Source organism: Trabulsiella odontotermitis (genome assembly GCF_001297775.1).
GTDB lineage: Bacteria > Pseudomonadota > Gammaproteobacteria > Enterobacterales > Enterobacteriaceae > Trabulsiella > Trabulsiella odontotermitis.
Window position 1 is genome coordinate 215,668 of sequence record NZ_LIFX01000008.1, and the last position, 22,743, is coordinate 238,410.

23 protein-coding genes are annotated in these 22,743 nt (G+C 55.5%); 9 read left to right on the forward strand and 14 right to left on the reverse strand.

Features of this window, described 5'->3' with window-relative positions; translation table 11 throughout:
* Both hlyD and cecR read right to left on the reverse strand, forming a co-directional pair.
* Entirely contained in the window at positions 1–987 is a 987-nt protein-coding gene (gene hlyD, locus AOY23_RS12785; RefSeq protein ID WP_054179990.1) for a secretion protein HlyD, read from the reverse strand.
* Positions 984–1,661, reverse strand: a complete 678-nt coding sequence (gene cecR / locus AOY23_RS12790; RefSeq protein ID WP_054179991.1) for a transcriptional regulator CecR — start codon at positions 1,659–1,661, stop codon at positions 984–986. The genes hlyD and cecR overlap by 4 nt, the downstream gene beginning before the upstream one ends.
* A 222-nt stretch (positions 1,662–1,883) precedes the next feature.
* Between cecR and rhlE the strand changes: the two genes are divergently transcribed.
* The 3 genes from rhlE to ybiB all read left to right on the forward strand — a co-directional run bounded on the left by rhlE (position 1,884) and on the right by ybiB (position 6,453).
* Positions 1,884–3,227, forward strand: a complete 1,344-nt coding sequence (gene rhlE, locus AOY23_RS12795; protein ID WP_054179992.1) for an ATP-dependent RNA helicase RhlE — start codon at positions 1,884–1,886, stop codon at positions 3,225–3,227.
* Positions 3,228–3,323: 96 nt separating this feature from the next.
* Positions 3,324–5,468, forward strand: a complete 2,145-nt coding sequence (gene dinG, locus AOY23_RS12800; RefSeq protein ID WP_054179993.1) for an ATP-dependent DNA helicase DinG — start codon at positions 3,324–3,326, stop codon at positions 5,466–5,468.
* A 19-nt stretch (positions 5,469–5,487) separates the two neighbouring features.
* Positions 5,488–6,453: a DNA-binding protein YbiB gene (gene ybiB / locus AOY23_RS12805; RefSeq protein WP_054179994.1), complete on the forward strand. Its 966-nt coding sequence runs from the start codon at positions 5,488–5,490 to the stop codon at positions 6,451–6,453.
* Positions 6,454–6,555: 102 nt separating this feature from the next.
* Here the strand turns inward: ybiB and ybiJ are convergent, their stop codons facing one another.
* The 4 genes from ybiJ to AOY23_RS12820 all read right to left on the reverse strand — a co-directional run bounded on the left by ybiJ (position 6,556) and on the right by AOY23_RS12820 (position 8,532).
* On the reverse strand, positions 6,556–6,816 hold the full coding sequence (ybiJ, locus tag AOY23_RS12810) for a DUF1471 family protein YbiJ (RefSeq protein ID WP_054179995.1): 261 nt from the start codon (positions 6,814–6,816) through the stop codon (positions 6,556–6,558).
* A 281-nt stretch (positions 6,817–7,097) separates the two neighbouring features.
* On the reverse strand, positions 7,098–7,364 hold the full coding sequence (locus AOY23_RS21815; RefSeq protein WP_072170996.1) for a DksA/TraR family C4-type zinc finger protein: 267 nt from the start codon (positions 7,362–7,364) through the stop codon (positions 7,098–7,100).
* A gap of 127 nt (positions 7,365–7,491) precedes the next feature.
* On the reverse strand, positions 7,492–7,755 hold the full coding sequence (gene mcbA / locus AOY23_RS12815) for a DUF1471 family periplasmic protein McbA (protein ID WP_054179996.1): 264 nt from the start codon (positions 7,753–7,755) through the stop codon (positions 7,492–7,494).
* 162 nt (positions 7,756–7,917) lie between these two features.
* Positions 7,918–8,532 (reverse strand): flavin reductase family protein, encoded by a 615-nt coding sequence (locus tag AOY23_RS12820; RefSeq protein ID WP_054179997.1) that lies wholly within the window; start codon positions 8,530–8,532, stop codon positions 7,918–7,920.
* Between the two features lie 96 nt (positions 8,533–8,628).
* On the opposite strand from AOY23_RS12820, the gene rlmF reads away from it, so the two are divergent.
* Complete coding sequence (rlmF, locus tag AOY23_RS12825) at positions 8,629–9,555, forward strand: 23S rRNA (adenine(1618)-N(6))-methyltransferase RlmF (protein ID WP_054179998.1); 927 nt, start codon at positions 8,629–8,631, stop codon at positions 9,553–9,555.
* On the opposite strand, the gene ybiO is transcribed toward rlmF, so the two are convergent.
* The 6 genes from ybiO to rhtA form a co-directional block, all read right to left on the reverse strand.
* Positions 9,552–11,777, reverse strand: coding sequence for a mechanosensitive channel protein (ybiO, locus tag AOY23_RS12830; RefSeq protein WP_054179999.1), 2,226 nt, complete (start codon positions 11,775–11,777; stop codon positions 9,552–9,554). The genes rlmF and ybiO overlap by 4 nt on opposite strands.
* A 127-nt stretch (positions 11,778–11,904) precedes the next feature.
* Positions 11,905–12,627 carry a glutamine ABC transporter ATP-binding protein GlnQ gene (gene glnQ, locus AOY23_RS12835; protein ID WP_054180000.1) on the reverse strand — a complete coding sequence of 241 codons (723 nt, stop codon included), beginning with the start codon at positions 12,625–12,627 and terminating at the stop codon, positions 11,905–11,907.
* On the reverse strand, positions 12,624–13,283 hold the full coding sequence (gene glnP / locus AOY23_RS12840) for a glutamine ABC transporter permease GlnP (RefSeq protein ID WP_054180001.1): 660 nt from the start codon (positions 13,281–13,283) through the stop codon (positions 12,624–12,626). Before glnP ends, glnQ begins: the two co-directional genes overlap by 4 nt.
* 93 nt (positions 13,284–13,376) lie before the next feature.
* Positions 13,377–14,123 (reverse strand): glutamine ABC transporter substrate-binding protein GlnH, encoded by a 747-nt coding sequence (glnH, locus tag AOY23_RS12845; RefSeq protein WP_054180002.1) that lies wholly within the window; start codon positions 14,121–14,123, stop codon positions 13,377–13,379.
* Between the two features lie 369 nt (positions 14,124–14,492).
* Entirely contained in the window at positions 14,493–14,996 is a 504-nt protein-coding gene (gene dps, locus AOY23_RS12850) for a DNA starvation/stationary phase protection protein Dps (RefSeq protein ID WP_054180003.1), read from the reverse strand.
* Positions 14,997–15,126: 130 nt separating this feature from the next.
* Complete coding sequence (gene rhtA / locus AOY23_RS12855) at positions 15,127–16,014, reverse strand: threonine/homoserine exporter RhtA (RefSeq protein WP_054180004.1); 888 nt, start codon at positions 16,012–16,014, stop codon at positions 15,127–15,129.
* Between the two features lie 354 nt (positions 16,015–16,368).
* Here rhtA and ompX point away from each other — a divergent pair, with 354 nt between their 5' ends.
* Positions 16,369–16,884: an outer membrane protein OmpX gene (ompX, locus tag AOY23_RS12860; protein ID WP_054180005.1), complete on the forward strand. Its 516-nt coding sequence runs from the start codon at positions 16,369–16,371 to the stop codon at positions 16,882–16,884.
* Positions 16,885–16,947: 63 nt separating this feature from the next.
* Here ompX and AOY23_RS12865 read toward each other — a convergent pair whose 3' ends face one another.
* Both AOY23_RS12865 and mntS read right to left on the reverse strand, forming a co-directional pair.
* A complete protein-coding gene (locus AOY23_RS12865; protein WP_054180006.1) occupies positions 16,948–18,531 on the reverse strand; it encodes a phosphoethanolamine transferase in 1,584 nt (527 codons plus the stop codon).
* A gap of 283 nt (positions 18,532–18,814) precedes the next feature.
* Positions 18,815–18,940 carry a manganase accumulation protein MntS gene (gene mntS, locus AOY23_RS21825; RefSeq protein ID WP_072170997.1) on the reverse strand — a complete coding sequence of 42 codons (126 nt, stop codon included), beginning with the start codon at positions 18,938–18,940 and terminating at the stop codon, positions 18,815–18,817.
* 185 nt (positions 18,941–19,125) lie between these two features.
* Between mntS and mntR the strand changes: the two genes are divergently transcribed.
* The 4 genes from mntR to AOY23_RS12885 form a co-directional block, all read left to right on the forward strand.
* Positions 19,126–19,599 carry a manganese-binding transcriptional regulator MntR gene (mntR, locus tag AOY23_RS12870; protein ID WP_054180007.1) on the forward strand — a complete coding sequence of 158 codons (474 nt, stop codon included), beginning with the start codon at positions 19,126–19,128 and terminating at the stop codon, positions 19,597–19,599.
* The gene (locus AOY23_RS12875; protein WP_054180008.1) at positions 19,596–20,705 is read left to right on the forward strand and encodes an anion transporter; all 1,110 of its coding nucleotides are present in this window, start codon (positions 19,596–19,598) and stop codon (positions 20,703–20,705) included. Before mntR ends, AOY23_RS12875 begins: the two co-directional genes overlap by 4 nt.
* A 101-nt stretch (positions 20,706–20,806) precedes the next feature.
* On the forward strand, positions 20,807–21,847 hold the full coding sequence (locus AOY23_RS12880; RefSeq protein WP_054180009.1) for an aldo/keto reductase: 1,041 nt from the start codon (positions 20,807–20,809) through the stop codon (positions 21,845–21,847).
* A gap of 252 nt (positions 21,848–22,099) precedes the next feature.
* The coding region (locus tag AOY23_RS12885; RefSeq protein WP_459543221.1) for a BigA/YdbA N-terminal beta-barrel domain-containing protein at positions 22,100–22,743 on the forward strand (644 nt) is incomplete at its 3' end.

The following is a 22,743-nucleotide window of genomic DNA, read 5'->3' on the forward strand; positions in this document are numbered from 1 at the left end:
TTACTCTCCGTCAGGGAAGCGCACGGTAACCGGCATGCCCTGGCGCAGCGCGTCGTCGGCATCCGTCACGATGATGCGCAGGCGATACACCAGATCGGTACGCAGATCCGGTGTTTCCACGGTTTTTGGCGTAAATTCGGCGGTCGGCGAGACGAAGCCGATTTTGCCGTGATACGGTTTATCCGGGCGGCCATCGGTATAGAGCAGCAGTTCACGGCCCGGTTGCGCCTGGTTGAGATTTTTTTCATCGACATACGCCCGCACCCACACCGGACGCGTCAGTGACAGCGTCAGTACGGTACTGCCCGCATTCAGCATGCTGCCCGGCTCAACAGCACGGGTGAGCAGCGTGCCGTCAGACGGTGCGATCAGCGTGGTATCGTGCAGATCCAGCTGCGCCTGCGCCAGTTGCGCCTGCGCCTGTTCCAGATTCGCTTTCGCCTGGGCGATTTCCTGCGGACGGTTACCGGCCCGGTACTGGCTGAGTTTGTCCTGCGCGGATTTCAGGCTGGCCTGCGCCTGGTCGCGTGATGAACGGGCGTTTTCCAGATCGTTGGCGGAAATGGTGCGGCTTTTCCACAATCCCTGCTGACGCTGGTAGAAGTTCTGTGCGTAATCATACGCTGCCTGCGCCTGACGCACGGCCGCCGCAGCCTGGGCAATCTCTTCGGCGCGGTAGCCCGCCATCATCAGATCATATTGTGCCTGGGCGGTGGAGACGTTCGCTTTCGCCTGCATCAGCGCGTTTTCATAAGGCGCGCGGTCAAGCTCGCCGAGCGTCTGCCCGGCTTTGATCGCATCGCCTTCATCGACCTGCAGTGCCTGCAGACGTCCTCCGACGCGGAAGCTCATATTGACGGTGCGAATATCCACATTGCCGTAGAGGGTCAGGGCTTGATCCTGACGACTCTGGTACCACGCGGTGCCAGCACCGATGACGGCGACCACCACCGCGACAACCAGCGCGATGACCACAGGCTTCTTCATGACGTCAGACTCCTTTGCGTTAATCCTTGCAGGATAAAATCGAGATGACTGGTAATGACCTGGTAGATCTGTTCGGTTTTTTGCTCATCAAACTGCGCCCAGCCGGTGCGCAGCAGAATGGTTTCCCGACCCAGACGGAAGGCGAGCACCTCACCGAGCAACGCGTGGGTATGCAAAATGGTCCCGGTCTGGCTGGCGTCGCACCCGGTGTACGCCGCGATGAGCCGCGTGAAATGACTGTGCAGCGGGGAAATCACCTGATCGTGAATCAGCTGATACGCCTGCGTCGGCGACAACTGCTCGCGGGAGATAAATTTGCTCAGGTTCACCGTTTCGTCACGGGTCAGCAGCAGGATCATATTCCGGCAGGCGCTGAGGATCAGCGCGCGGATGGCGGTTTTATCCGGCGTGGGCTGCGCCAGCAACTTTTCGGCGGCTTCAGCGTGCGGGCGGAAATTCCCGCCGATAAAATCAGCGATCCACTGGGCGCAGGCGAGGTAAAGGTCTTCTTTCGAGCCAAAATAGTAAGTGATGGCGGCGATGTTGTGCCCGGCCTGCGCGGCAATCTCGCGGGTGGTCGCGTTCAGCCCGTACTCGCCAAATTGGGCGATGGCGGCGGCAATCAGCTGGCTTCTGGCCTGTTCACCTTTGCTGGTGGTGGGAGTTGTATTCATCGCGCATTCAAAAATTAATCAATCGATTGATTAAGATTATGTCTGTTTTTGCACCTTGTCCAGTCAGGCGGGGAGACTTTCGGCATGAAGGGATAATTTATGCGCTACGTCACAAAAGCTGCTACACTCCGCCTCTTTCTGACATTGTGGTTTTTGTCATCTGTTTGTTTACTATCACCCTGAAAACTACACCTGCGATGGTCGGGGCGGTGCGGAGTTGTTATGTCGTTTGATACCCTTGGCCTGAATCCGGAGATCCTGCGCGCTGTTGCAGAGCAGGGTTACCGCGAGCCTACCCCTATCCAGAAGCAGGCGATCCCTGCGGTGCTGGAAGGCCGTGACCTGATGGCCAGCGCCCAGACCGGCACCGGGAAAACCGCCGGTTTTACCTTACCGCTGTTGCAGCACTTAGTTTCTAAAGAACCTCACGCTAAAGGCCGTCGCCCGATCCGTGCGCTGATCCTGACCCCGACCCGCGAACTGGCGGCGCAGATAGGCGAAAACGTGCGTGAGTACAGTAAATATCTCAATATCCGCTCGCTGGTGGTGTTCGGTGGCGTCAGTATTAACCCGCAGATGATGAAACTGCGAGGCGGCGTTGATGTGCTGGTGGCAACGCCGGGGCGTCTGCTCGACCTCGAACATCAGAACGCGCTGAAGCTCGACAGCATTGAAATCCTCGTCCTCGATGAAGCCGACCGCATGCTGGATATGGGCTTCATCCACGATATCCGTCGCGTGCTGGCGAAACTGCCGCCGAAGCGTCAGAACCTGCTGTTCTCCGCGACGTTCTCTGACGACATCAAAGCCCTTGCCGAAAAACTGCTGCGCAATCCGCTGGAAATCGAAGTGGCGCGCCGCAATACGGCTTCTGAACAGGTGACGCAGCACGTCCATTTTGTCGATAAGAAACGCAAGCGGGAACTGCTGTCGCTGATGATTGGTCAGGGCAACTGGCAGCAGGTGCTGGTCTTTACCCGTACCAAACACGGCGCCAACCACCTGGCGGAACAACTGAATAAAGACGGCATCCGCAGCGCGGCAATCCACGGCAATAAAAGCCAGGGCGCGCGTACCCGGGCACTGGCGGATTTTAAATCCGGCGATCTCCGCGTGCTGGTGGCGACAGACATCGCCGCGCGTGGTCTCGACATCGAAGAACTGCCGCATGTGGTGAACTACGAACTGCCAAACGTCCCGGAAGATTACGTGCACCGTATCGGCCGTACCGGTCGTGCGGCGGCCACCGGCGAAGCACTGTCACTGGTGTGTGTTGATGAACATAAACTGCTGCGTGACATCGAACGTCTGCTGAAAAAAGAGATCCCACGCATTGCGTTGCCGGGCTTCGAGCCGGACCCGTCCATCAAAGCGGAACCTATCCAGAATGGTCGCCAGGGGCGCAGTGGTCGCAGTCAGGGCCAGGGGCAGAATCCGGGGCGCGGGCAACAGCAACCGCGCCGTAATGACGGCGGCAGTGCGAAGCCAAAAGCGCCACGCCGTCAGGACGACAAACCGACCGGAGAAAAGCCGCGTCGCCGCCGTCCGCGTAAGATTGCAGAGTAATTTGCGAGCCCGGCCGAAAAGCTGGGCTTTTACTTTGCCCACCGGCCTGGAAAGTGCCACAATAGTGGCTGTTTATACAGTATTCAGGTTGTCCCGATGTCACTTACCGCCGCGCTGAAGGCGCAGATTGCCGCCTGGTATAAGGCGCTTCAGGAGCAGATCCCCGACTTTATCCCGCGACCTCCGCAGCGGCAGATGATTGCTGATGTGGCGAAGACCCTCGCCGGAGAAGAAGGGCGGCACCTGGCCATCGAAGCTCCTACCGGCGTCGGGAAAACCCTCTCTTATTTAATTCCTGGTATCGCCATCGCCCGCGAAGAGCAGAAAACGCTGGTGGTCAGCACTGCTAACGTCGCCTTGCAGGATCAGATCTACAGCAAAGATTTGCCGCTGCTGAAAAAAATCATCCCTGACCTCCGCTTTACCGCGGCCTTTGGCCGTGGGCGCTATGTTTGCCCGCGCAACCTGACGGCGCTCGCCAGTACCGAACCGACGCAACAGGATCTGCTCGCCTTTCTTGACGACGAATTAACCCCTAACAATCAGGAAGAACAGAAGCGCTGCGCGAAGCTGAAAGCAGATCTCGATGGTTATAAATGGGATGGCCTGCGCGATCACACCGACCTCGCCATAGACGACAATCTCTGGCGGCGGCTGAGCACAGATAAAGCCAGCTGTCTGAACCGCAACTGCCATTATTATCGCGAGTGTCCGTTTTTTGTCGCCCGGCGGGAAATTCAGGAGGCAGAAGTGGTGGTCGCCAACCATGCGCTGGTGATGGCCGCGATGGAGAGCGAAGCGGTGCTGCCGGAACCGAAAAACCTGCTGCTGGTGCTCGACGAAGGCCATCACTTGCCGGACGTTGCACGTGATGCGCTGGAGATGAGCGCAGAGATCAGCGCGCCCTGGTACCGGCTGCAACTGGATATGTTCACCAAACTGGTGGCGACCTGTCTCGAACAGTTTCGCCCGAAAACCACGCCGCCGCTGGCGATACCGGAACGGCTGAATGCGCACTGCGAAGAGTTGTACGAACTGATTTCATCGCTGAATACTTTGCTTAATCACTACATGCCTGCCACTCAGGAGGCCGAGCACCGTTTCACGATGGGCGAGTTGCCTGACGAGGTAATGGCGATTTGCCAGCGGCTGGCGAAGCTCACCGAACAGTTGCGCGGGCTGTCAGAGCTGTTTCTCAATGATCTCAGCGAAAAAACCGGCAGCCACGATATCGTGCGTTTACATCGCGTGTTGTTGCAGATGAATCGCGCCCTTGGCATGTTCGAAAGCCAGAGCAAACTGTGGCGACTGGCGGCGATGGTGCAGGCATCCGGCGCGCCGGTGAGCAAATGGGCGACGCGGGAAATCCGTGACGGACAGGTACATGTCATGTTCCATTGCGTTGGCATCCGCGTCAGCGATCAACTGGAAAAGCTGCTGTGGCGTAGTGTGCCGCATATTGTCGTCACCTCCGCCACACTGCGTTCGCTGAACAGCTTTTCACGCCTGCAGGAGATGAGCGGCCTGAAAGAAGTCGCGGGCGACCGCTTTGTGGCGCTGGATTCTCCCTTCAATCATGTCGAGCAGGGCAAAATCGTGATCCCACAGATGCGCTATGAGCCGCTGATGGAAAACGAAGAGCAGCATATCGCCGAAATGGCCGCCTTCTTTCGCCAGTCGCTGGAAAGCAAAAAACATCTTGGCATGCTGGTACTGTTTGCCAGCGGGCGGGCGATGCAGCGCTTTCTTGAATATGTCACTGACCTGCGTCTGATGCTGCTGGTACAGGGCGACCAGCCGCGCTACCGGCTGGTGGAACTGCACCGCAAGCGCGTGGCAAGCGGTGAGCGGAGCGTGTTGGTGGGGTTGCAGTCGTTCGCGGAAGGGCTGGATCTGAAAGGCGAACTGTTAAGCCAGGTGCATATTCATAAAATCGCCTTTCCGCCCATCGACAGCCCGGTGGTGATCACCGAAGGCGAATGGCTGAAAAGCCTCAACCGTTATCCGTTCGAAGTGCAGAGCCTGCCGAGCGCCTCGTTTAACCTGATCCAGCAGGTCGGGCGTCTTATCCGCAGCCACAGTTGTTGGGGTGAAGTGGTGATCTATGATAAGCGTCTGCTGAGCAAGAGTTATGGTAAGCGCTTACTTAATGCGCTGCCGGTGTTTCCTATCGAGCAACCCGATGTGCCAGACGTTATAGTAAAGAGCAAAGCAAAACAGAGCCGTCGTAAACGACGATAGCCGCAGGCAAGGAGTTAACATGGATTATCGCACCATCATCAAAGAAGTCGGGCGAGGAAAGAATCATGCCCGCGACCTCGATTTCGATACTGCGCGTGCCCTGTATACGCGAATGCTGGAGGGTGACGTACCGGATCTCGAAATGGGCGGTATTCTCATTGCGCTGCGGATTAAAGGCGAAGGCGAAGCGGAAATGCGCGGCTTCTATGAGGCAATGCAGCAGCAAACCATCCGTCTGACGCCGCCAGTGGGAAAGCCGATGCCAATCGTCATTCCCAGCTATAACGGCGCGCGCAAGCAGGCCAACCTGACGCCACTCCTCGCCATGTTGCTGCACAAACTCGGCTTTCCGGTGGTAGTGCATGGTGTGAGCGAAGATCCCACTCGCATCCTGACGGAAACCATTTTTGAGATGATTGGCATCGACGCCACGCGCCACGCCGGGCAGGCGCAGGCAAAACTGGAAGGTCATCAGCCGGTTTATATGCCGGTCAGCGCGCTGTGCCCGCCAATGGAAAAACAGCTGGCGATGCGCTGGCGGATGGGCGTACGTAACAGCGCGCACACGCTGGCGAAGCTGGCAACGCCGTTTGAGGAAAGCGCCGCGCTGCGCCTGTCGAGCGTCTCTCACCCGGAATATGTCACCCGCGTCGCCCGCTTTTTTACGGATATCGGCGGGCGCGGCATTTTGCTGCACGGCACGGAAGGCGAGGTGTATGCCAGCCCGCAGCGCTGCCCGCAGCTTAATCTGATTGATGAAAACGGAGTGCAGGTGCTGGCTGAGCGTCAGAGTGACGAGAACCAGGACGTTATCCTGCCTGCGTCGAAAGATCCGATGGTGACCGCGCGCTGGATTGAGCGCTGTGTGGCGGGCAGCGAGCCGGTGCCGCAGTCGCTGAAAATTCAGCTCGCCTGCTGTTTACTGGCGACGGGTGAAGTCGAAAGCCTGGAAGCGGGCCTGGCCCGTGTGGCGGAATGCTGGTAACTGTCGCCAGAAGATAAAAAAAGCCCGTCCAGTGGCGAGGACGGGCAAGCAAGGGTAACAAACAGGGTTAATGAGGGTTAATCAACACAGAGGGTAAATGTCTTACTTGTAGATAACGGCAGTACCGCTCACTTTGTTGTTGGTGTTAGCGGAGGTGATGCTGTAGCTCGTTGCGCCTGCAGCCGCCGCTTTCTCAGCCAGTTTTGCTTCCAGACCGTCCAGCGTGCTTGCGCCTTCAGCGGAAACCACACCAATTTTGTTCATGCCCTGCGCTTGCGTCGGAGAAACGGCGTCAGCAGCGAAAGCACCGAAAGAGAGAGTAGAAAGAGCGATGGCGGCAACAGCATATTTAACGTTTTTCATGTTCAGATTCTCGCAGGTGGTTTGTAGGGACGATGTTCTGTCGATGTGATGAGTATCACGGTTTTTGTCGATGGAGAAAATCGAACATAATTGACAGTGTTCATCAAATAATTTGAATCAATATTAATTTATTGATTATTAATAAATTATTTTCAGAAAGCAAATCGAAAAGAAGTGTGACGGCGATCACCTGGCGAAAAAGGCACGGAATGCGACTTATTTCGCCGTAAATCGTGGTCGTAAAGACGTTGGGTTATTCTGTGTAAACCGGTAATGATTTGTCAGCGAAGCTGGCTGTCCTTTGAGCCTCGACGATTATATCCCGAAAATGTAGAGTTATGTAAATCTTTCTGCTGCTGGCAGTTGACGCAGTATCGCACACCCGGAACGGCCTTTCTGCGTGCTTCCGGAATAGCCTCTCCGCATTCATCACAAAATTTGAGGCTCTCGCCGCCTGAAATGGCATTTCTCACGCGCGCAACGGCATCATCAACGGTGCTGTCGATTTGTTGCTGGACGGCGTCATCACTTGCCCATCCTGAAGCCATGTCTCACCTCCGACATTGTCACATCATTGAAATCTATTATATGCGGTCAAAAATTAAACAAACAAGAGACCGAAAAAAATAATGCACCCACGGTGTGAGTGCATTCTGACGGGGGAAGAAAAGGGCGTTATTTATAGATGGTGGCAGTACCGAACATTTTGTTTTCACCGCTGGCACTGTTAATCACAAAACCTGATGCCCCTTCTTCATGCGCTTTTTCTGCCAGTTTAGCCTGCAGATCATCCAGGCTGCTGGCACCGCTTGCAGACACCGTGCCTGCCGGACGTAGCTGCCCGGTTTGACCCGGATTCAGTTGCTGCGGCTCCGCCTGTGACGCGAAAGAGAAGGCGGCGAGCGCGCCAGCAGCAATCAACGCAAGACTTCTTTTCATGGTGACAACCTCGCTGTTTCGACGGAATACCTTAAAAGTGTAGGTGGTCACGAAGCGAGGAATCGCGCAAAAAATTGATGGTAAAAAGCGTATTTTTTGAATGACATAAACTGACGTTTCACTGACAAAACAGCCACCTGGAAGTGACTGTTTTATGAGGAATTACCGCGCATCCGGCCGCACTAAATCAAACCGGTGACTGTCGCTGATAGTGTAATACGCCGTAGGGCCGCCCGCGCGCAGCACCGGGTTGGCTTTGGCGGTCTGATAAATACCGTTCTCCAGCAGGGTTTCATCAATATGAATACCGACCACTTCTCCGAGCACCAGCCAGGTATCAACCGGGGTGCCGTCGGCGGCGGTGAGCTGGATGCACTGCGACAGTTTGCATTCGAAGTTGACCGGGCTTTCCGCCACGCGTGGCGCGGTGACAAAGCGGCTTGCTGCCGGAGTCAGCCCGGCGACGGCGAACTCGTCCTCGCCGTGGGGCAGGCTGGCGGAGGTTTCATTCATGGCGCTGGCGAGCTCTCGCGTGGTCAGATTCCAGACGAATTCCTTCGTCTCCACGATGTTTTGCACGCTGTCTTTCCAGCCGCTGCTGGCGAAACCGATAATTGGCGGGCGATAGTTGAAACAGTTGAAGAAGCTGTAGGGCGCCAGGTTACGCCTTCCTTTTGCGTCGAGGGAGGCGATCCAGCCGATGGGGCGCGGGCCGATAATGGCGTTCAGCGGGTCGTGTGGCAGTCCGTGTCCCTGCGAAGGTTGATAGAAATACATAGCGCACCTTGTTGTCGTCATGATTTTCTCCAGCCTCACTTATTTACCCGGCCGCCGTCAACGGGTATCTTACGCCGCGGAACACAGGAGAAAGCCATGAAAGCCCAGAAGCCGGGACTGCACCCGCGTAACCGTCATAACACTCGCTACGATCTCACCGCGCTGAGCCAGACCAGCCCGCAGCTGGCGCCCTTTTTAACGCTCAACCCGGCAGGGGAGCAGACGGTCAATTTTGCTGATCCGCTGGCGGTAAAGGCGCTGAACAAAGCGTTGCTGGCGCATTTTTATGGCGTTGAGCACTGGGACATTCCCGACGGCTTTCTCTGCCCGCCGGTGCCGGGGCGCGCTGATTACATCCACCATCTGGCGGATCTGCTGGGTGAAACGACTGGCGAGATCCCGCGTAATGCCACTGTTCTTGACATCGGCATCGGTGCCAACTGCATTTATCCGCTGATTGGCGCACATGAATATGGCTGGCGCTTTACCGGCAGTGAAGTAGATGCTGACGCCTTCGCCAGCGCGCAGGCGATTGTCAGCGGCAATGCCGGGCTGAGCCGCCAGAACCGTCTGCGCAGGCAGAAAAACCCGGAGCAGATCTTCAATGGCATCATTCATAAGAATGAAGAATATGACGCCACGCTGTGCAATCCGCCGTTCCATGATTCTGCCGCCGCGGCGCGTCAGGGCAGTGAGCGCAAGCGTCGCAATCTGGGGCAGGACAAACACGACGCACTCAACTTTGGCGGCCAGCAACAGGAATTGTGGTGCGAGGGTGGCGAAGTGGCATTCATCAGTAAAATGATCGCCGAAAGCCAGTCGTTCGCGCGCCAGGTGATGTGGTTCACCTCGCTGGTTTCCCGTGGCGATAATCTGCCGGAACTGTACCGCGCGCTGACGCAGGCAGGCGCCGTGAAAGTCGTGAAAAAAGAGATGGCCCAGGGGCAAAAGCAGAGCCGCTTTATCGCCTGGACCTTTATGAATGACGAGCAGCGTCGTCGTTTCGCCTCCCGCTCGCGCTAAAGCGTCGGCTCCTGCGGCGGTGGCTGGCCTTCGGGTGCGGCGCCGCTGACAGGCAGCATCTGGTAGGTCTGCACCGGGGCGCGAATCCCCGCGCGGTCAAAATGTTTTTTCACCTGCGTGTCGAGCGCAAAGCGCACGGTCCACTGCTTCAGCGGCAGGGTGGTGAAGGAGACGCGCAGAGTAAACGCGGTATTGGTCAGCCCTACCAGCCCGGCAAACGACGGTTCGCCGATGATAAGCCCGCGGATTTCCTCCTGCTCCATCAATTCGGCAACCGCATCTTTTAGTGCCTGATTGGCTTTGTCGGTATCTTCCTGGCGGTCGACGTCATAGTTCGCCACCACCGAGCCAATACCGCGCACAAAGTTGGCGAAGGTGGTGATCGACGACCAGGGAATGATGTGATACGCACCGGTATCCTGACGCACGCCGACAGATCGAATCGACATCCGTTCCACCGTTCCGGTCAGCGGCCCGATGGTCACCAGGTCGCCGGTATTCATGCCATTCTCAAACTGAATGAAGATCCCGGTAATAATATCTTTCACCAGCGTCTGCGCACCGAACGAAATCGCCAGACCCAGTGCCCCGGCCCCTGCCAGCAGCGGGGCGATATTGACGCCAATTTCCGACAGCACAATCATTACTGTGATGGTACTGATCACCACTGCCAGCGCATTGCGAAACAGCGTCAGCAATGTGCGGGTGCGCGCGCTGGGTAGCGGGCGGCCATGAATATCTGACGCGAGGCGGTTTTCGATAAGACTGGCGAGCACCGTCCAGCCCAGCGCAGAGAAAAAGAGGATCAGCGCAATGCGGATCAGGATATCGACGGTTTTCTCTCCCGCGCCGTAATGCAGCCATTGCCAGAAATCGAACAGCCCCCAGGCGCTGAGCAGCATCATGACGGCGACGCAGACAATCAGAAAGCGGGCAAATTTTAACGATGCGGAGATCCAGCCGTTCAGCCGCTTTTGCAGTTCAGGATAACTGCGCTGCGTTTCCGGCGACAGGGTGATGGTTTTCGCGATCCAGCGGGAGAGAATGCCGGAAGCGAAAGCCGCAATGCTGATGATCACCAGACTGCGCACCGTCGCGCCCATCATAAATTTCAGGCTGTTGCCGGGGTCGAACAGCGAGAAAAAGAACAGCACGATGAAATAAGCGCTCGCCACCCAGTGCCACACCAGCGCAAAGGCGCGGATAAACAGGCTGAAAAAGGGCAGCGAATGGTCAGCCAGTTGCTGCAGGCTATGGGTGATGTTCTGTTTGTTGCGGAAAATCAACCGCAGCGCCCAGAGCGTGATCACCAGCATAATCGCCACGTTCGCCAGCGCGCCTACCTGCACGTTAATCTGGTTGGAGATAATCGGCACCGCCACAATCAGCCCGTAGCCGATAAGACTGCTCAGCGCGCTCAGCCGCAGGTTCCAGTAACGCGCGACGTCATCCTGGGTATTAAACGGACGCAGCTCGGCGACCCGTGGGCAAAAGACCAGCCGCAGAATGGCTTTGAAAAACTCGATCAGCGCAAAGGCGTTGAGAAACAGGCTCTGCTGAAAGGCGATGGTACGACTGCCGGCGTTCAGGTTATCGCTCAGCATCTGGCCGATGAACAGCGTAAGCGCCAGCAACAGCAGGTCGATAATAAACGCACCAACAATCATCGACGGTAATTGCAGCCAGTTATTGCGCTCGCGGTTTTTCCTTCGCCCCCATTGCCCCATTTTGCGGTACAGCGGCAACGCACAGAGGCGTAACAGGCCGTAGATGGCGAACACCAGCGCAGCCAGCAGCAGAAAATGGGTCAGGGCGTTGGTGAAGGTCTGCGGGTTAAACGGCTTGTGTGGCGAGCCGGTAATGTTGCGCCACAGCTGGGCGAAGCGCGACGACAGTTGCTCGCCATAGTGACGGCTGAGATCGGTGACGTTTTCGAGCACCGTTTTTTGTTCAGCGACTTCCGGCGGGGTGATTTTTGGCACCTGTTCCGCAGGCGGTGTGGCTGCCGCCTGCCGCAGCTGGTCGATCAATTCTTTACGTGACGTGTCGTTTTCCAGAACATCCGCCAGCGCCGCATAGGCCGCTTTTTTCTGCGCCAGATCAGGCTCCTGAGTGGACGCCTGGCTGGTGTCGGACGAAGTGCTGGTGGTTACGCCCGGGATCGTCACTGCCTGTAGCGGCGCACTGAACAGGGCGAAAAGGAAGAGGAAAACCCACGGCACGATAACCTCCATCAAAAATGTCCAACAAAATGATAAGTATAGAAGGCAGGCGGAAGCGCGCGGGTTTTGAGAACAATCTGGTGAGGCAATCACTCTCTCCCCGGCGGGGAGAGAGCAGGGCGGACAATCAGGAAACGTGCTGCAGGAACTCCTGCAGGCGCTGGCTCGGCGGGTTTTTGACTAACACTTGCGGGTCGCCATCTTCCGCGATGCGGCCTTTATCGATGAAGATCAGACGGGAAGCCACTTTCTCAGCAAAGCCGATTTCGTGGGTCACAATCACCATCGTCATGCCTTCTTCGGCCAGATCCTGCATCACTTTCAGCACTTCATGACGCAGTTCCGGATCCAGTGCCGAGGTCGGCTCATCAAACAGCATCATTTTCGGTTTTACTGCCAGCGCGCGGGCAATGGCGACGCGCTGCTGCTGACCGCCGGAAAGTTCAGACGGATAGTGGTGCGCGCGTTCGGCAAGCCCCACTTTCGCCAGCAACTCCTTCGCCTGTTTCTCGGCAGTGGCTTTGTCCGCGCCACGCACACGCAACGGGCCAAACATGACGTTTTCCAGCGCCGTCAGATGCGGGAACAGGTAGAACTGCTGGAACACCATGCCCGCTTCCTGGCGAATCAGGCGTTCGTCCACTTTCGGATCGTTGACCTTCAGACCGTCAACAATAAGCTCGCCACTGGTGATCTCTTCCAGCTTGTTGATACAGCGCAGCAGCGTCGATTTACCGGAGCCTGACGGACCGATAATCACCACCACTTCGCCCTGTTTGATGTTCAGATCGATGTTATGCAGCACCTGGGTCGGGCCAAAGTGCTTGGAGACGTTTTTAAATTCAATCACAGGATTTTCATCCTTCTTTCAAGACGACGCAGAATGAAGCTCAGCACCAGGGTGATGATCAGATAGAACACGGCGACCGCACTCCAGATTTCCAGCGCACGGAAGTTACCCGCAATGATCTCCTGGCCCTGACGGGTCAGTTCGGCAACGCCGATAACAATAAACAGCGAGGTATCTTTAATGCTGATGATCCACTGGTTGCCGAGCGGTGGCAGCATACGGCGCAACGCCAGCGGCAGGATCACATGGCGAATGGTTTCGCGGCGGGACAACCCCAGCGCCAGACCGGCTTCGCGAAAGCCCTTGTGAATAGACAACACCGCGCCGCGGGTGATTTCCGCGATGTAGGCGCCGGAGTTAATCATAATGGTGACGACAGCGGCGCTGAACGGGTCAATACGCAGGTCGGTAAACGCCATCGGCAGGGCGAAGTAGATAAACATCACCTGCACGACGATCGGGGTGCCGCGGATCACTTCGATGAAGACCAGCGCGAGATGGTTGGAAATCCATCCGCCAAAGCAGCGCGCAAAACCCGCTGCCAGACCGATGATCACGCCGCCAATCAGGCCGACAACAGAGATCAACAGCGTCATTTTGGCGCCTTCCATCAAAAGCGGAATGGCAGGCCAGATGGCACTCCAGTCAAACTGCATGATAAGTTCCTGTATACCGTGGTGAAAATCGAAAAACGTAGGCCCGGTAAGCGCAAGCGCCACCGGGCGTTACAAACCTGAATTCAGGCAGAATTATTTAGGTTCTGAACCGAACCATTTTTTATAGATTTCGTTGTACGTACCGTTTTCATGCAGTGTTTTCAGCGCGCCGTTCACTTTCTCACGCAACTCGTCGCTGCCTTTCGGGAACGCGACGCCATACTGCTGCGCTTCCAGTGATTCACCTACCGCTTTGAACTGACCATTACCGGCGGTTTTGATGAAGTACAGGATGTTCGGCGTGTCATGCAGCACCGCGTCTGCACGGTTGGTGCCCAGTTCCATGTACGCGTTATCGATGTTCGGGAACTGACGCAGGTCTTTAGATTTGATATTGGCTTTCGCGTAGTCAACCGAACCGGTGCCGCTCTTCACCGCGACCACTTTGCCGTCCAGATCTTTCACGCTTTTGATGTCGTTGTTGTTCGCTTTCACCATCACCAGCAGACCGCTTTTGTAGTAGCCGTCAGAGAACTCGACCGCTTTTTTACGCTCTTCAGTGATCGTGATGCCAGCCAGCGCCAGATCGACGTTTTTGGTTTGCAGTGCCGGAATGATGCCGCTGAAATCCATCGGTTTCAGGGTGTAGTCGAGTTTTAGCTCTTTAGCGATAGCCGCCCACAGGTCGACGTCAAAGCCGACATACTTATCGCCTTGCTTAAATTCAAAAGGGACAAATGCGGTGTCGGTAGCGACAACCAGTTGTTTTTCCGCGGCCTGAGAGGACATCGCAAAAGCCAGGGTCAGTGCAGCCAGTGAAACTTTGAGTACAGACTTCATAGAATTTCCTTTTTTTTATCCACGGGGCGATCCCCTGCGAGAACACAGGGCAATATGAAAAAATCGTGCCATGTTTGCAACTTGTTGTTTTATAACAACTGAAGAAACTGGCGATGCACAATAACGGGCAGGATTCAGCTTATATGCACCGTTATGGGGCGTCATTTTGGTGCAATTTTGCCGCACCGAGATGGAAGGTGTTTTTTATCGCAACAGCCGGTGATAAAACAATCTTTTGTTAACGATTGTGTGAGGAGATTATTACAATTAGTTTACTTAGGCGCGTAATGGTGCAGAAAGATGCACCATTAATGTGCAAAGCCCCCACGAAGGTGGAGGCTTTAGTTTTACAGACTGAATCAGGCGATATCAGGCGATGTTGGATTCGATAAACCACAGGAATTTATCGAGGTCGCGGGACGCCGCAGTGAAGATATCGGCCGTATCTTCGTCTTTCGCTTCGCTGATGGCCTTACGGACATCGTTCGCCACGATAGCGTAACGGTCAGCCAGCTCTTTCAGGTGATCCTGAACGTTGTGAATATCCAGCGGGTAGCTTTTCAGCGGCGTTTTATTGTTGATGACCTGAGTGGTGCCCAGCGCCACGCCACCGAGCTGAACGGCACGTTCTGCCATGGTATCCAGGTGGTCGGTCAGCGCAGTACGGAAACCGTCCAGCATTTCATGCACTGCAATAAAGTTCGCGCCGCGCATATTCCAGTGGGCTTGTTTAGTGATCAGCGACAGGTCAATGAACTGAACGACCTGGCGGTTGAGCAACTCAACCGTGGCTTTCTTTTCACTATCCGATACATCGTTGCGAGTATAAAGCAGATTAGATGTTTTAGTTTTTACCAGTTTAGCGGTAGCCATAATCTCATATCCTCTTGAAATGTATTATCCCCGATAATTAACGGAACTAAGTATAGCACCGGATCCAGACAGTACGATTCACGCTGTACCTATCGGTTTGATAGTGGAAAATGTAGGTTGCGGCCAGGAATTAACTGATATCCACCTCTTTAATAGTGCTGCTGCCGCGTACCGTTAAGGCGGAGCCCATCGATGCCGTCACAATTGCCAGCAACGCCAGCCACTGGGTAAACGTCAGCGTCTCGTTGAGGAAAATCATCCCGGAGATCGCCGCCAGCGCGGGCTCCATGCTCATCAGCGTGCCAAAGGTACGCGTCGGCAGGCGGGTGAGGGCGATCATTTCCAGCGAGTAGGGCAGCGCCGTGGAAAGCACGGCAATCGCCAGCCCGAGCGGCAGCAGCGACCAGTGCCAGAGCGCATCGCCAGTCTGCATCACGCCAATCGGAACAAATACGATTGCGGCAATCAGCGAGCCTGCGGAAACCGTCGCCGCGCCATGCTCTTCACCGACGCGCTGGCCGGTCAGAATGTACACCGCCCAGCCAGCCCCGGCGCCCAGCGCCAGTGCGGCACCTGCGAGATCAACATGCGCGACCTGCTGGCCCAGCGGCAACAGGAACCACAGCCCCACCACGGCCAGTACCACCCACACAAAATCAACGGCGCGGCGGGAGGAGAAGAGGGCGACGGCCAGCGGCCCGGTAAATTCCAGCGCCACGGCGATGCCTAACGGAATGCGCTGAATGGAGAGATAAAACAGGTAGTTCATCGCGCCGAGCGACAGCCCGTACAGAAGCAAAGGCAGGCGCTTTGATTTTTCGAAGCGCAACCGCCACGGCTTAAAAATCACCACCAGGATCAGTGTGCCCAGCGCCAGTCGCAGCGCGGTGACTCCCGGAGCCCCTACCAGCGGAAACAACGATTTAGCCAGCGACGCGCCGCTCTGAATGGAGCACATCGCAATGATTATCACCAGAATTGGCAACCAGGCTGGTGTGGTGCGGGACGACCCGGGCATCCTTTCTCCTGTCAGTTTTTGTCAAAGGAAGTAAAACCGTCAGTGTAAATGAATTACCCCGTCGCGGTTTAGCGATTGTTGAAAAAAAAGCAGCCGGAACGTCGTAGAATACCGCCACGCTGTCGGATTTTTACGCTGCCAAATTAGGATTAATCTGGATGAGGGGCGGGTGTAATGCTCGCAATAATGGCGTAATATTCGGTAAATTCGCTGATTTTTGAAAGGTATAGTCAGTCATAGAAACGTTTGGTTACATGAAATGGCACCTTAGACAGCGTAAAGTGGAAAGAGTTTCTTAACAAATTTTGATATATTTAAAACTTAGGATTTACTTGAAGCACATTTGAGGTGGTTATGAAAAAAATTGCATGTCTTTCAGCACTGGCCGCAGTTCTGGCTGTTTCCGCAGGTTCTGCTGTTGCAGGTACTTCTACCGTTACGGGTGGTTACGCTCAGAGCGATATGCAGGGCGTTGCTAACAAAGCTAACGGTTTCAACCTGAAGTACCGTTACGAGTTCGACGACAGCAACCCGCTCGGGGTTATCGGTTCCTTTACTTACACTGAAAAAGATCGTACCGAAAACGGCGTTTACAACAAAGGCCAGTACTACGGTATCACTGCGGGTCCGGCTTACCGCATCAACGACTGGGCAAGCATCTACGGTGTAGTGGGTGTTGGCTACGGTAAATTCCAGGCGAACGACTTCCCGGCTAGCAAGTCTGACACCAGCGATTACGGCTTCTCCTACGGTGCTGGTCTCCAGTTCAACCCGATCGAGAACGTGGCTCTGGACGTCTCCTACGAGCAGTCTCGTATTCGTAACGTTGACGTTGGCACCTGGATCGCAGGCGTTGGTTACCGTTTCTAATCACTTCGGTGATAATAAAAAATCCGCCTCATGGGCGGATTTTTTTTGCCTGCGCGTCACCGCTTAACGGCTGTTGGTGGTGAAAATGTCGGTGCCAAGATGGTTGTAATCCACCTTCTGCAATTTGAAGTTGGTGATATACACCGGACCGGCTTTCTGCTCCGACATGAAACGGTAACGGGAGGCGATCTCTTTCGCTTTAATGCCCGTCCACTGTGAGAAGAAGCTCAGGAAATCATTCGCGGAACGGCGCGCTTTAATGATGCGGTGTGATTTGTCATCGCTGGAAAGCACCATAAACGGCACCTGGAAGTTCTGCTGGAACTTGTCGTCATGCGCCAGGTACTGTACCTCTTTACCACGCTCTTTAAACGCCAGCCCGTGATCGGAGAAATAGACCATCGAGAAGCTGTCGCCGGTATTGCGCAGTTGCGTATACAGCTTGCTCAGCAGCTCATCGGTTTGCGTCATGGTATAGAGATAGCATGACGTTTCTTTCGACTGCACGAACTCCGCGTATTTCCCTTGCGTCCGGTCGCACGCCTGCGGATGCGAGCCCATCAGGTGCAGCACAATCAGCTGTGGCTGTGTGTGCTCGCTGGAAAAGACCTGTGCGGTCATTTTCAGCAGCGCCTCGTCACGGGTGTTTTTATCCGCTTCGAAATCACCGCTTTTAAGGAACTGCACTTCGTCGGCACGTTTCGCGATGCTGGCGATGGCGGTATCGTACTCGCCGATCTGCCCCTGATTCGAGAACCACCAGGTCTGGAAACCCGCGCGGTTAGCGAGGGTGACGAAGTTATCCTGATACTGCGGTTTACCGTCAACCACCCGGTTGAGCGTGAGACCGAGCGATTTCTGCGTCGAGCCGCTGGCCGCGATATAGTCGGTAAACAGATAGCCGTTGATATGGCTGGCGAACGGAGTGTTATCCCAGTGGCCGCCAAAAGCGCCAAGTGCATCGCGGCGCGCGCTTTCGCCAATCACCACCACATAAGTGTGATACTTCGGCTTCACCGCCACGATATTCCAGGTGTCTTTCATGCCGGACAGTTCCGCCAGGCGCGCTTTTTCGTCGAGCACTTCATGGTTACTGACGATCACGTCTTTCACAAAGCGAAACGCCGGATACCCGGTATCGATCACTTTAAATACGCCGCCCCACGCCAGGTTTTGCACCGGCTGAACGAAAAACGTTCCGGCGCAGAAGACCAGCGCCAGCATTTCCAGTTTTCCCCACGGTTTGCTTTCGGTGATTTTGCGGCGCACGGCAATCACGCCGAGGGCAAAAATAAAGACGCCGATAAAATAGCTGTACCACGGGAAGATAGTGAGGATTTCCGTCGACTCTTCCATATTGGTGGAGTGCAGCGCCAGCAGGGTATTGAAGTTCGGCGCGCCATACGCCTGGGCGAACGGAAAATAGAAGGCTGCCACCAGCGAACAGGCGCCAACAAGCGCCTTTTGCACGCGCGGAAACGTGCGCCACAATAAATGCAGGACGCAGGCAAACGCCACGGTATAGAGCGCACTAAAGGCGTAACCCAGCGCGAGGTTAATAAGCAGAGATTGCAGGACATAAAAACCTGTCCACGGGCTTAAGGCCGCACTGCGGGCAGCGAGTGAATCTTTCAGGGTTAAATTCATAGGTCACTATCAAAAAAACGCCATGTGCTTCCCCTGGCGTCAAGGGTTAAAACCTGCCGGGATAGTGCGAGAAAAACGAGAAAGGTTCTCAGCTGAATGCCATAAGCCATGCAGGGCTGCACGAAGATAGAGCGACGCTATGAGAAGGTCAACTACCGGTAAGCAAATGTTTTGCGAGGAAGTTTGCAAATCCGCAAAAAAACAGGCGAATTTTGTGATGCTAACGTCAGTCTGACAGGGGATTGTGACAAAAAAATGAAGCGGCGTACCGCGACGCCGCTTTTTAGTGAGAAGGTTTATCCTGCTGCGGTTTGTTGTTGATGTAGTCGCACAACATGTTCAGCAGCATCAACCGGACTTTAAAAGGAGAGTGAGTAAACACGCGTAAGCACCTCTTGAGTTCATTCATGGCAGCCTCCCGGGATCTGTTGCTTCTTCAGTCCATGAAGAGTGTCTGTCTTATATACAGATATAGCACAGGCTATATTATATAGCTATGGCTAACACGTTAAATTTTTGTGCTATCGGCGCGATCCTTTACAATGGTGCTTCTTTATATGATGCTTTGACGCGTTGCATGAATGAGGAAGCACAATGAGTCGTCGCGAGGGGTCGCCAGTGAAGAAAAAAGTAAAGCATCTGGTGAATGTGGAAGAGCACGTCGAAGCTTTTCGCCAGGTGCGCGAGGCGCATCGTCGCGAGCTGATTGATGACTATGTCGAACTGATTTCCGATTTGATCCGCGACGTGGGGGAAGCCCGCCAGGTCGACATGGCCGCCCGTCTTGGCGTGTCGCAGCCGACCGTGGCAAAAATGCTCAAACGGCTGGCGAGCGTCGGGCTGATTGAACAGATCCCATGGCGCGGCGTGTTTCTGACCGCCGAAGGGGAGCGCCTGGCGGAGGAAAGCCGCATCCGTCACCATATCGTTGAAAACTTCCTGCTGGTGCTTGGCGTCAGCCCGGAGATTGCCCGTCGCGACGCCGAAGGCATCGAACACCATGTCAGCCAGGAAACTCTCGACGTCTTTCACCAGTTCACCCTGAAGCAGGGGCAACGTTCTGAATGAATCTGCCGTTTTTGCGCGCGCTGGCGCGTGATCGATTCCTGCACCTGCTGATCGTTATCGGTATCCTGCTAAGTTTTCTGGTTCCCTTCGCCCCACAAAAATGGCCAGCCGCCATTGACTGGCACACCATTATCACCCTCAGCGGTCTGATGCTGCTCACCAAAGGGGTGGAACTGAGCGGTTATTTTGATGTGCTCGGGCGTAAAATGGCGCGCCGGTTTGTCACCGAACGGCAACTCGCCCTCTTTATGGTGCTGGCTGCCGCGCTGCTGTCGACCTTTTTAACCAACGATGTCGCGCTGTTTATCATCGTGCCGCTGACCCTGACACTGAAAAAATGGTGCGCTATCCCGGTTAACCGGCTGATTATCTTCGAAGCGCTGGCGGTCAACGCCGGTTCGCTGCTGACGCCCATCGGTAACCCGCAAAACATCCTGCTGTGGGGGCGATCCGGCCTTTCCTTCACCACGTTCATCGGCCAGATGTTTCCGCTGGCGCTGGCGATGATGCTGACGCTGCTGGTGCTGTGCTGGTTCTGTTTCCCGGCAAAAAAGCTGGTCTTTCAGAGCAGTGACCGCACGCCGCAGTGGTCGCCGGTATTGGTCTGGAGCTGTCTGGCATTTTACCTGGTCTTTCTGGTGGCGCTGGAGCTGAAACTGGAACTGTGGGGGCTGGTGCTTATCGCCGCCGGGTTTCTGTTACTGGCGCGGCGGGTGGTGCTGAGCGTTGACTGGTCGCTGCTGCTGGTGTTTGTGGCGATGTTTATTGATGTGCATCTGCTGACGCAGCTTCCCGCGCTGCATCATCTGCTGACCGGCGTCGGTCAATTCTCCGATGGCGGCCTGTGGCTGACCGCTATTGGCCTGTCGCAGTTTATCAGTAATGTGCCGTCTACCATTCTGCTGCTGAATTATGTACCGCCAACGACGCTGCTCGCCTGGGCGGTCAACGTCGGCGGGTTTGGATTATTACCCGGATCGCTGGCTAATCTCATTGCGCTGCGGATGGCGAACGATCGCCGCATCTGGTGGCGCTTTCACCTCTATTCGCTGCCTGTTCTGGTATGGGCGGCGCTTGTCGGTTATCTGTTACTGTTCGTCAGATAAAGAGGATCAGGCAAGAAACGGGCAGAATTGCCCCATTCGCAAACCCCCGTCACTGGCTATAACTATAGGGCACTCGCATCATTCAATTCGAGGAGACTCCTGTGAGATACCAGAAACTAGGCAATACCGGGTTGTTTGTGTCTGAACTGTGCCTCGGCACCATGACATTCGGTGGTGAAGGCGGCATGTGGGGCAAGATTGGCCAGTTGCGTCAGGCAGAAGCCGAACAGCTGGTGGGCAGCGCGCTGGATGCGGGCATTAACTTCATCGATACCGCCAACGTCTATTCCGAAGGGCGTTCGGAGGAGATCACCGGCCAGGCGCTGAAAAACCTGAAAGTGCCACGCGAAAACGTGGTGGTGGCGACCAAGGTGTTTGGCGAAACCGGCACGGCGGGCGTTAACTCGCGCGGCAGCTCGCGTTATCACATCATCAACAGCGTCAAAGAGAGCCTGCGCCGTTTACAACTGGATCATCTCGACCTCTATCAGTTGCACGGGTTTGACCCGGCAACGCCGATGGAAGAGACGCTCCACGCGCTGGACAGCCTCGTCCAGCAGGGCCATGTACGTTACATCGGCGTATCGAACTGGGCGGCATGGCAAATCATGAAAGCGCTGGGCATTTCCGACAAACTTGGGCTGGCGCGCTTTGTGTCGCTGCAGGCGTATTACACCATCGCCGGGCGCGACCTGGAACGTGAACTGGTGCCGATGATGCAAAGCGAAGGCGTCGGTCTGATGGTCTGGAGCCCGCTGGCGGGCGGTCTGCTGAGCGGTAAATATGACCGCAACGGGCAGAGCGAAAGCGGCGGTCGCCGGCAGGAATTTGACTTCCCGCCGGTGAATAAAGACCGTGCATTTGACTGCGTGGATGTCATGCGCACCATCGCGGAAAACAAAGGTGTTTCCGTCGCGCAGATTGCCCTTGCCTGGCTGTTGCATCAGCCGGTGGTCAGCAGCGTGATTATCGGCGCGAAACGCGCGGATCAGTTACAGGATAACCTGGCGGCGACCGATATTCGCTTCACGGCCGAAGAGCTGCAACAACTGAATGATGTCAGCGAACTGCCGCGTGAATACCCTGGCTGGATGTTTGAGCGTCAGGGGGAATATCGCCGTAATCAACTGGCATCAAAATAATCGTTATATTCACTGCAATTATGGGTGACATAAAAATAACGAATTGATTGATAAATTAAGTATTTCTACAAATAGTTTTTAAATAATATAACCTTTCATAACCCACTGTAATTTGGTGGGTTATTTTATTTTTGAAATTGTGATGATTTTCAGTCCATATCTTTTTATGACCTTTCCGAAAATAATATTGCCGCGCTGGATTAAACACCCTTTGTCGCCAGCAAAATAATCCAATATGGAAAGGAGATTTTAATGGATAAGAGACGCAGCATTCTGTCGTTATGTATTGCCATGGCCCTGAGCGGCAACAGCTGGGCGGCAGATACGAACGACATCAGCAAAAACGAACAGCAGACCATTAACTGCAGCGAGGACAGCAGCACACTCAGCGCGGTCGATAAAGAAAAATTCAGCGCCCGGTGCCCGAAAGACGACGACAGCCTGCTTGAGTGGGTTGCCGCAGGCGTTGCAGCCGTGGGTGCCGCGGTCGGCATTGCCGTCTATAACGACGATGATGGCGGCAGCAACCACACCTCTGCTGATACCGGCCCGACGCCACCCAATCCGGATGATGGCGGCGACGGCGGCGACGGCGGCGATGATGGCGGTGACCCGACCCCGCCACCACCGGACACCGGTTCTGTCACCTACAGCAACGGCGTCACCCTTGATGAATCCGCAAAGACCGTCACCTTTGACGCCGTCACCGGCCAGAGCGACGGGCCGGTCACCTTCAGCTATGTGAAATCCGGCGATAACTACATCCTGACCGCACCGGACGGCCGCACCCTGACCGTCACCAACTGGAAAGTCACCGCTGACAACCAGCTGGCCATCACCGGCACCTACGGCAGCGACAGCGCCATCTGGATTTACGACCGCAGCGGCAACTTCAC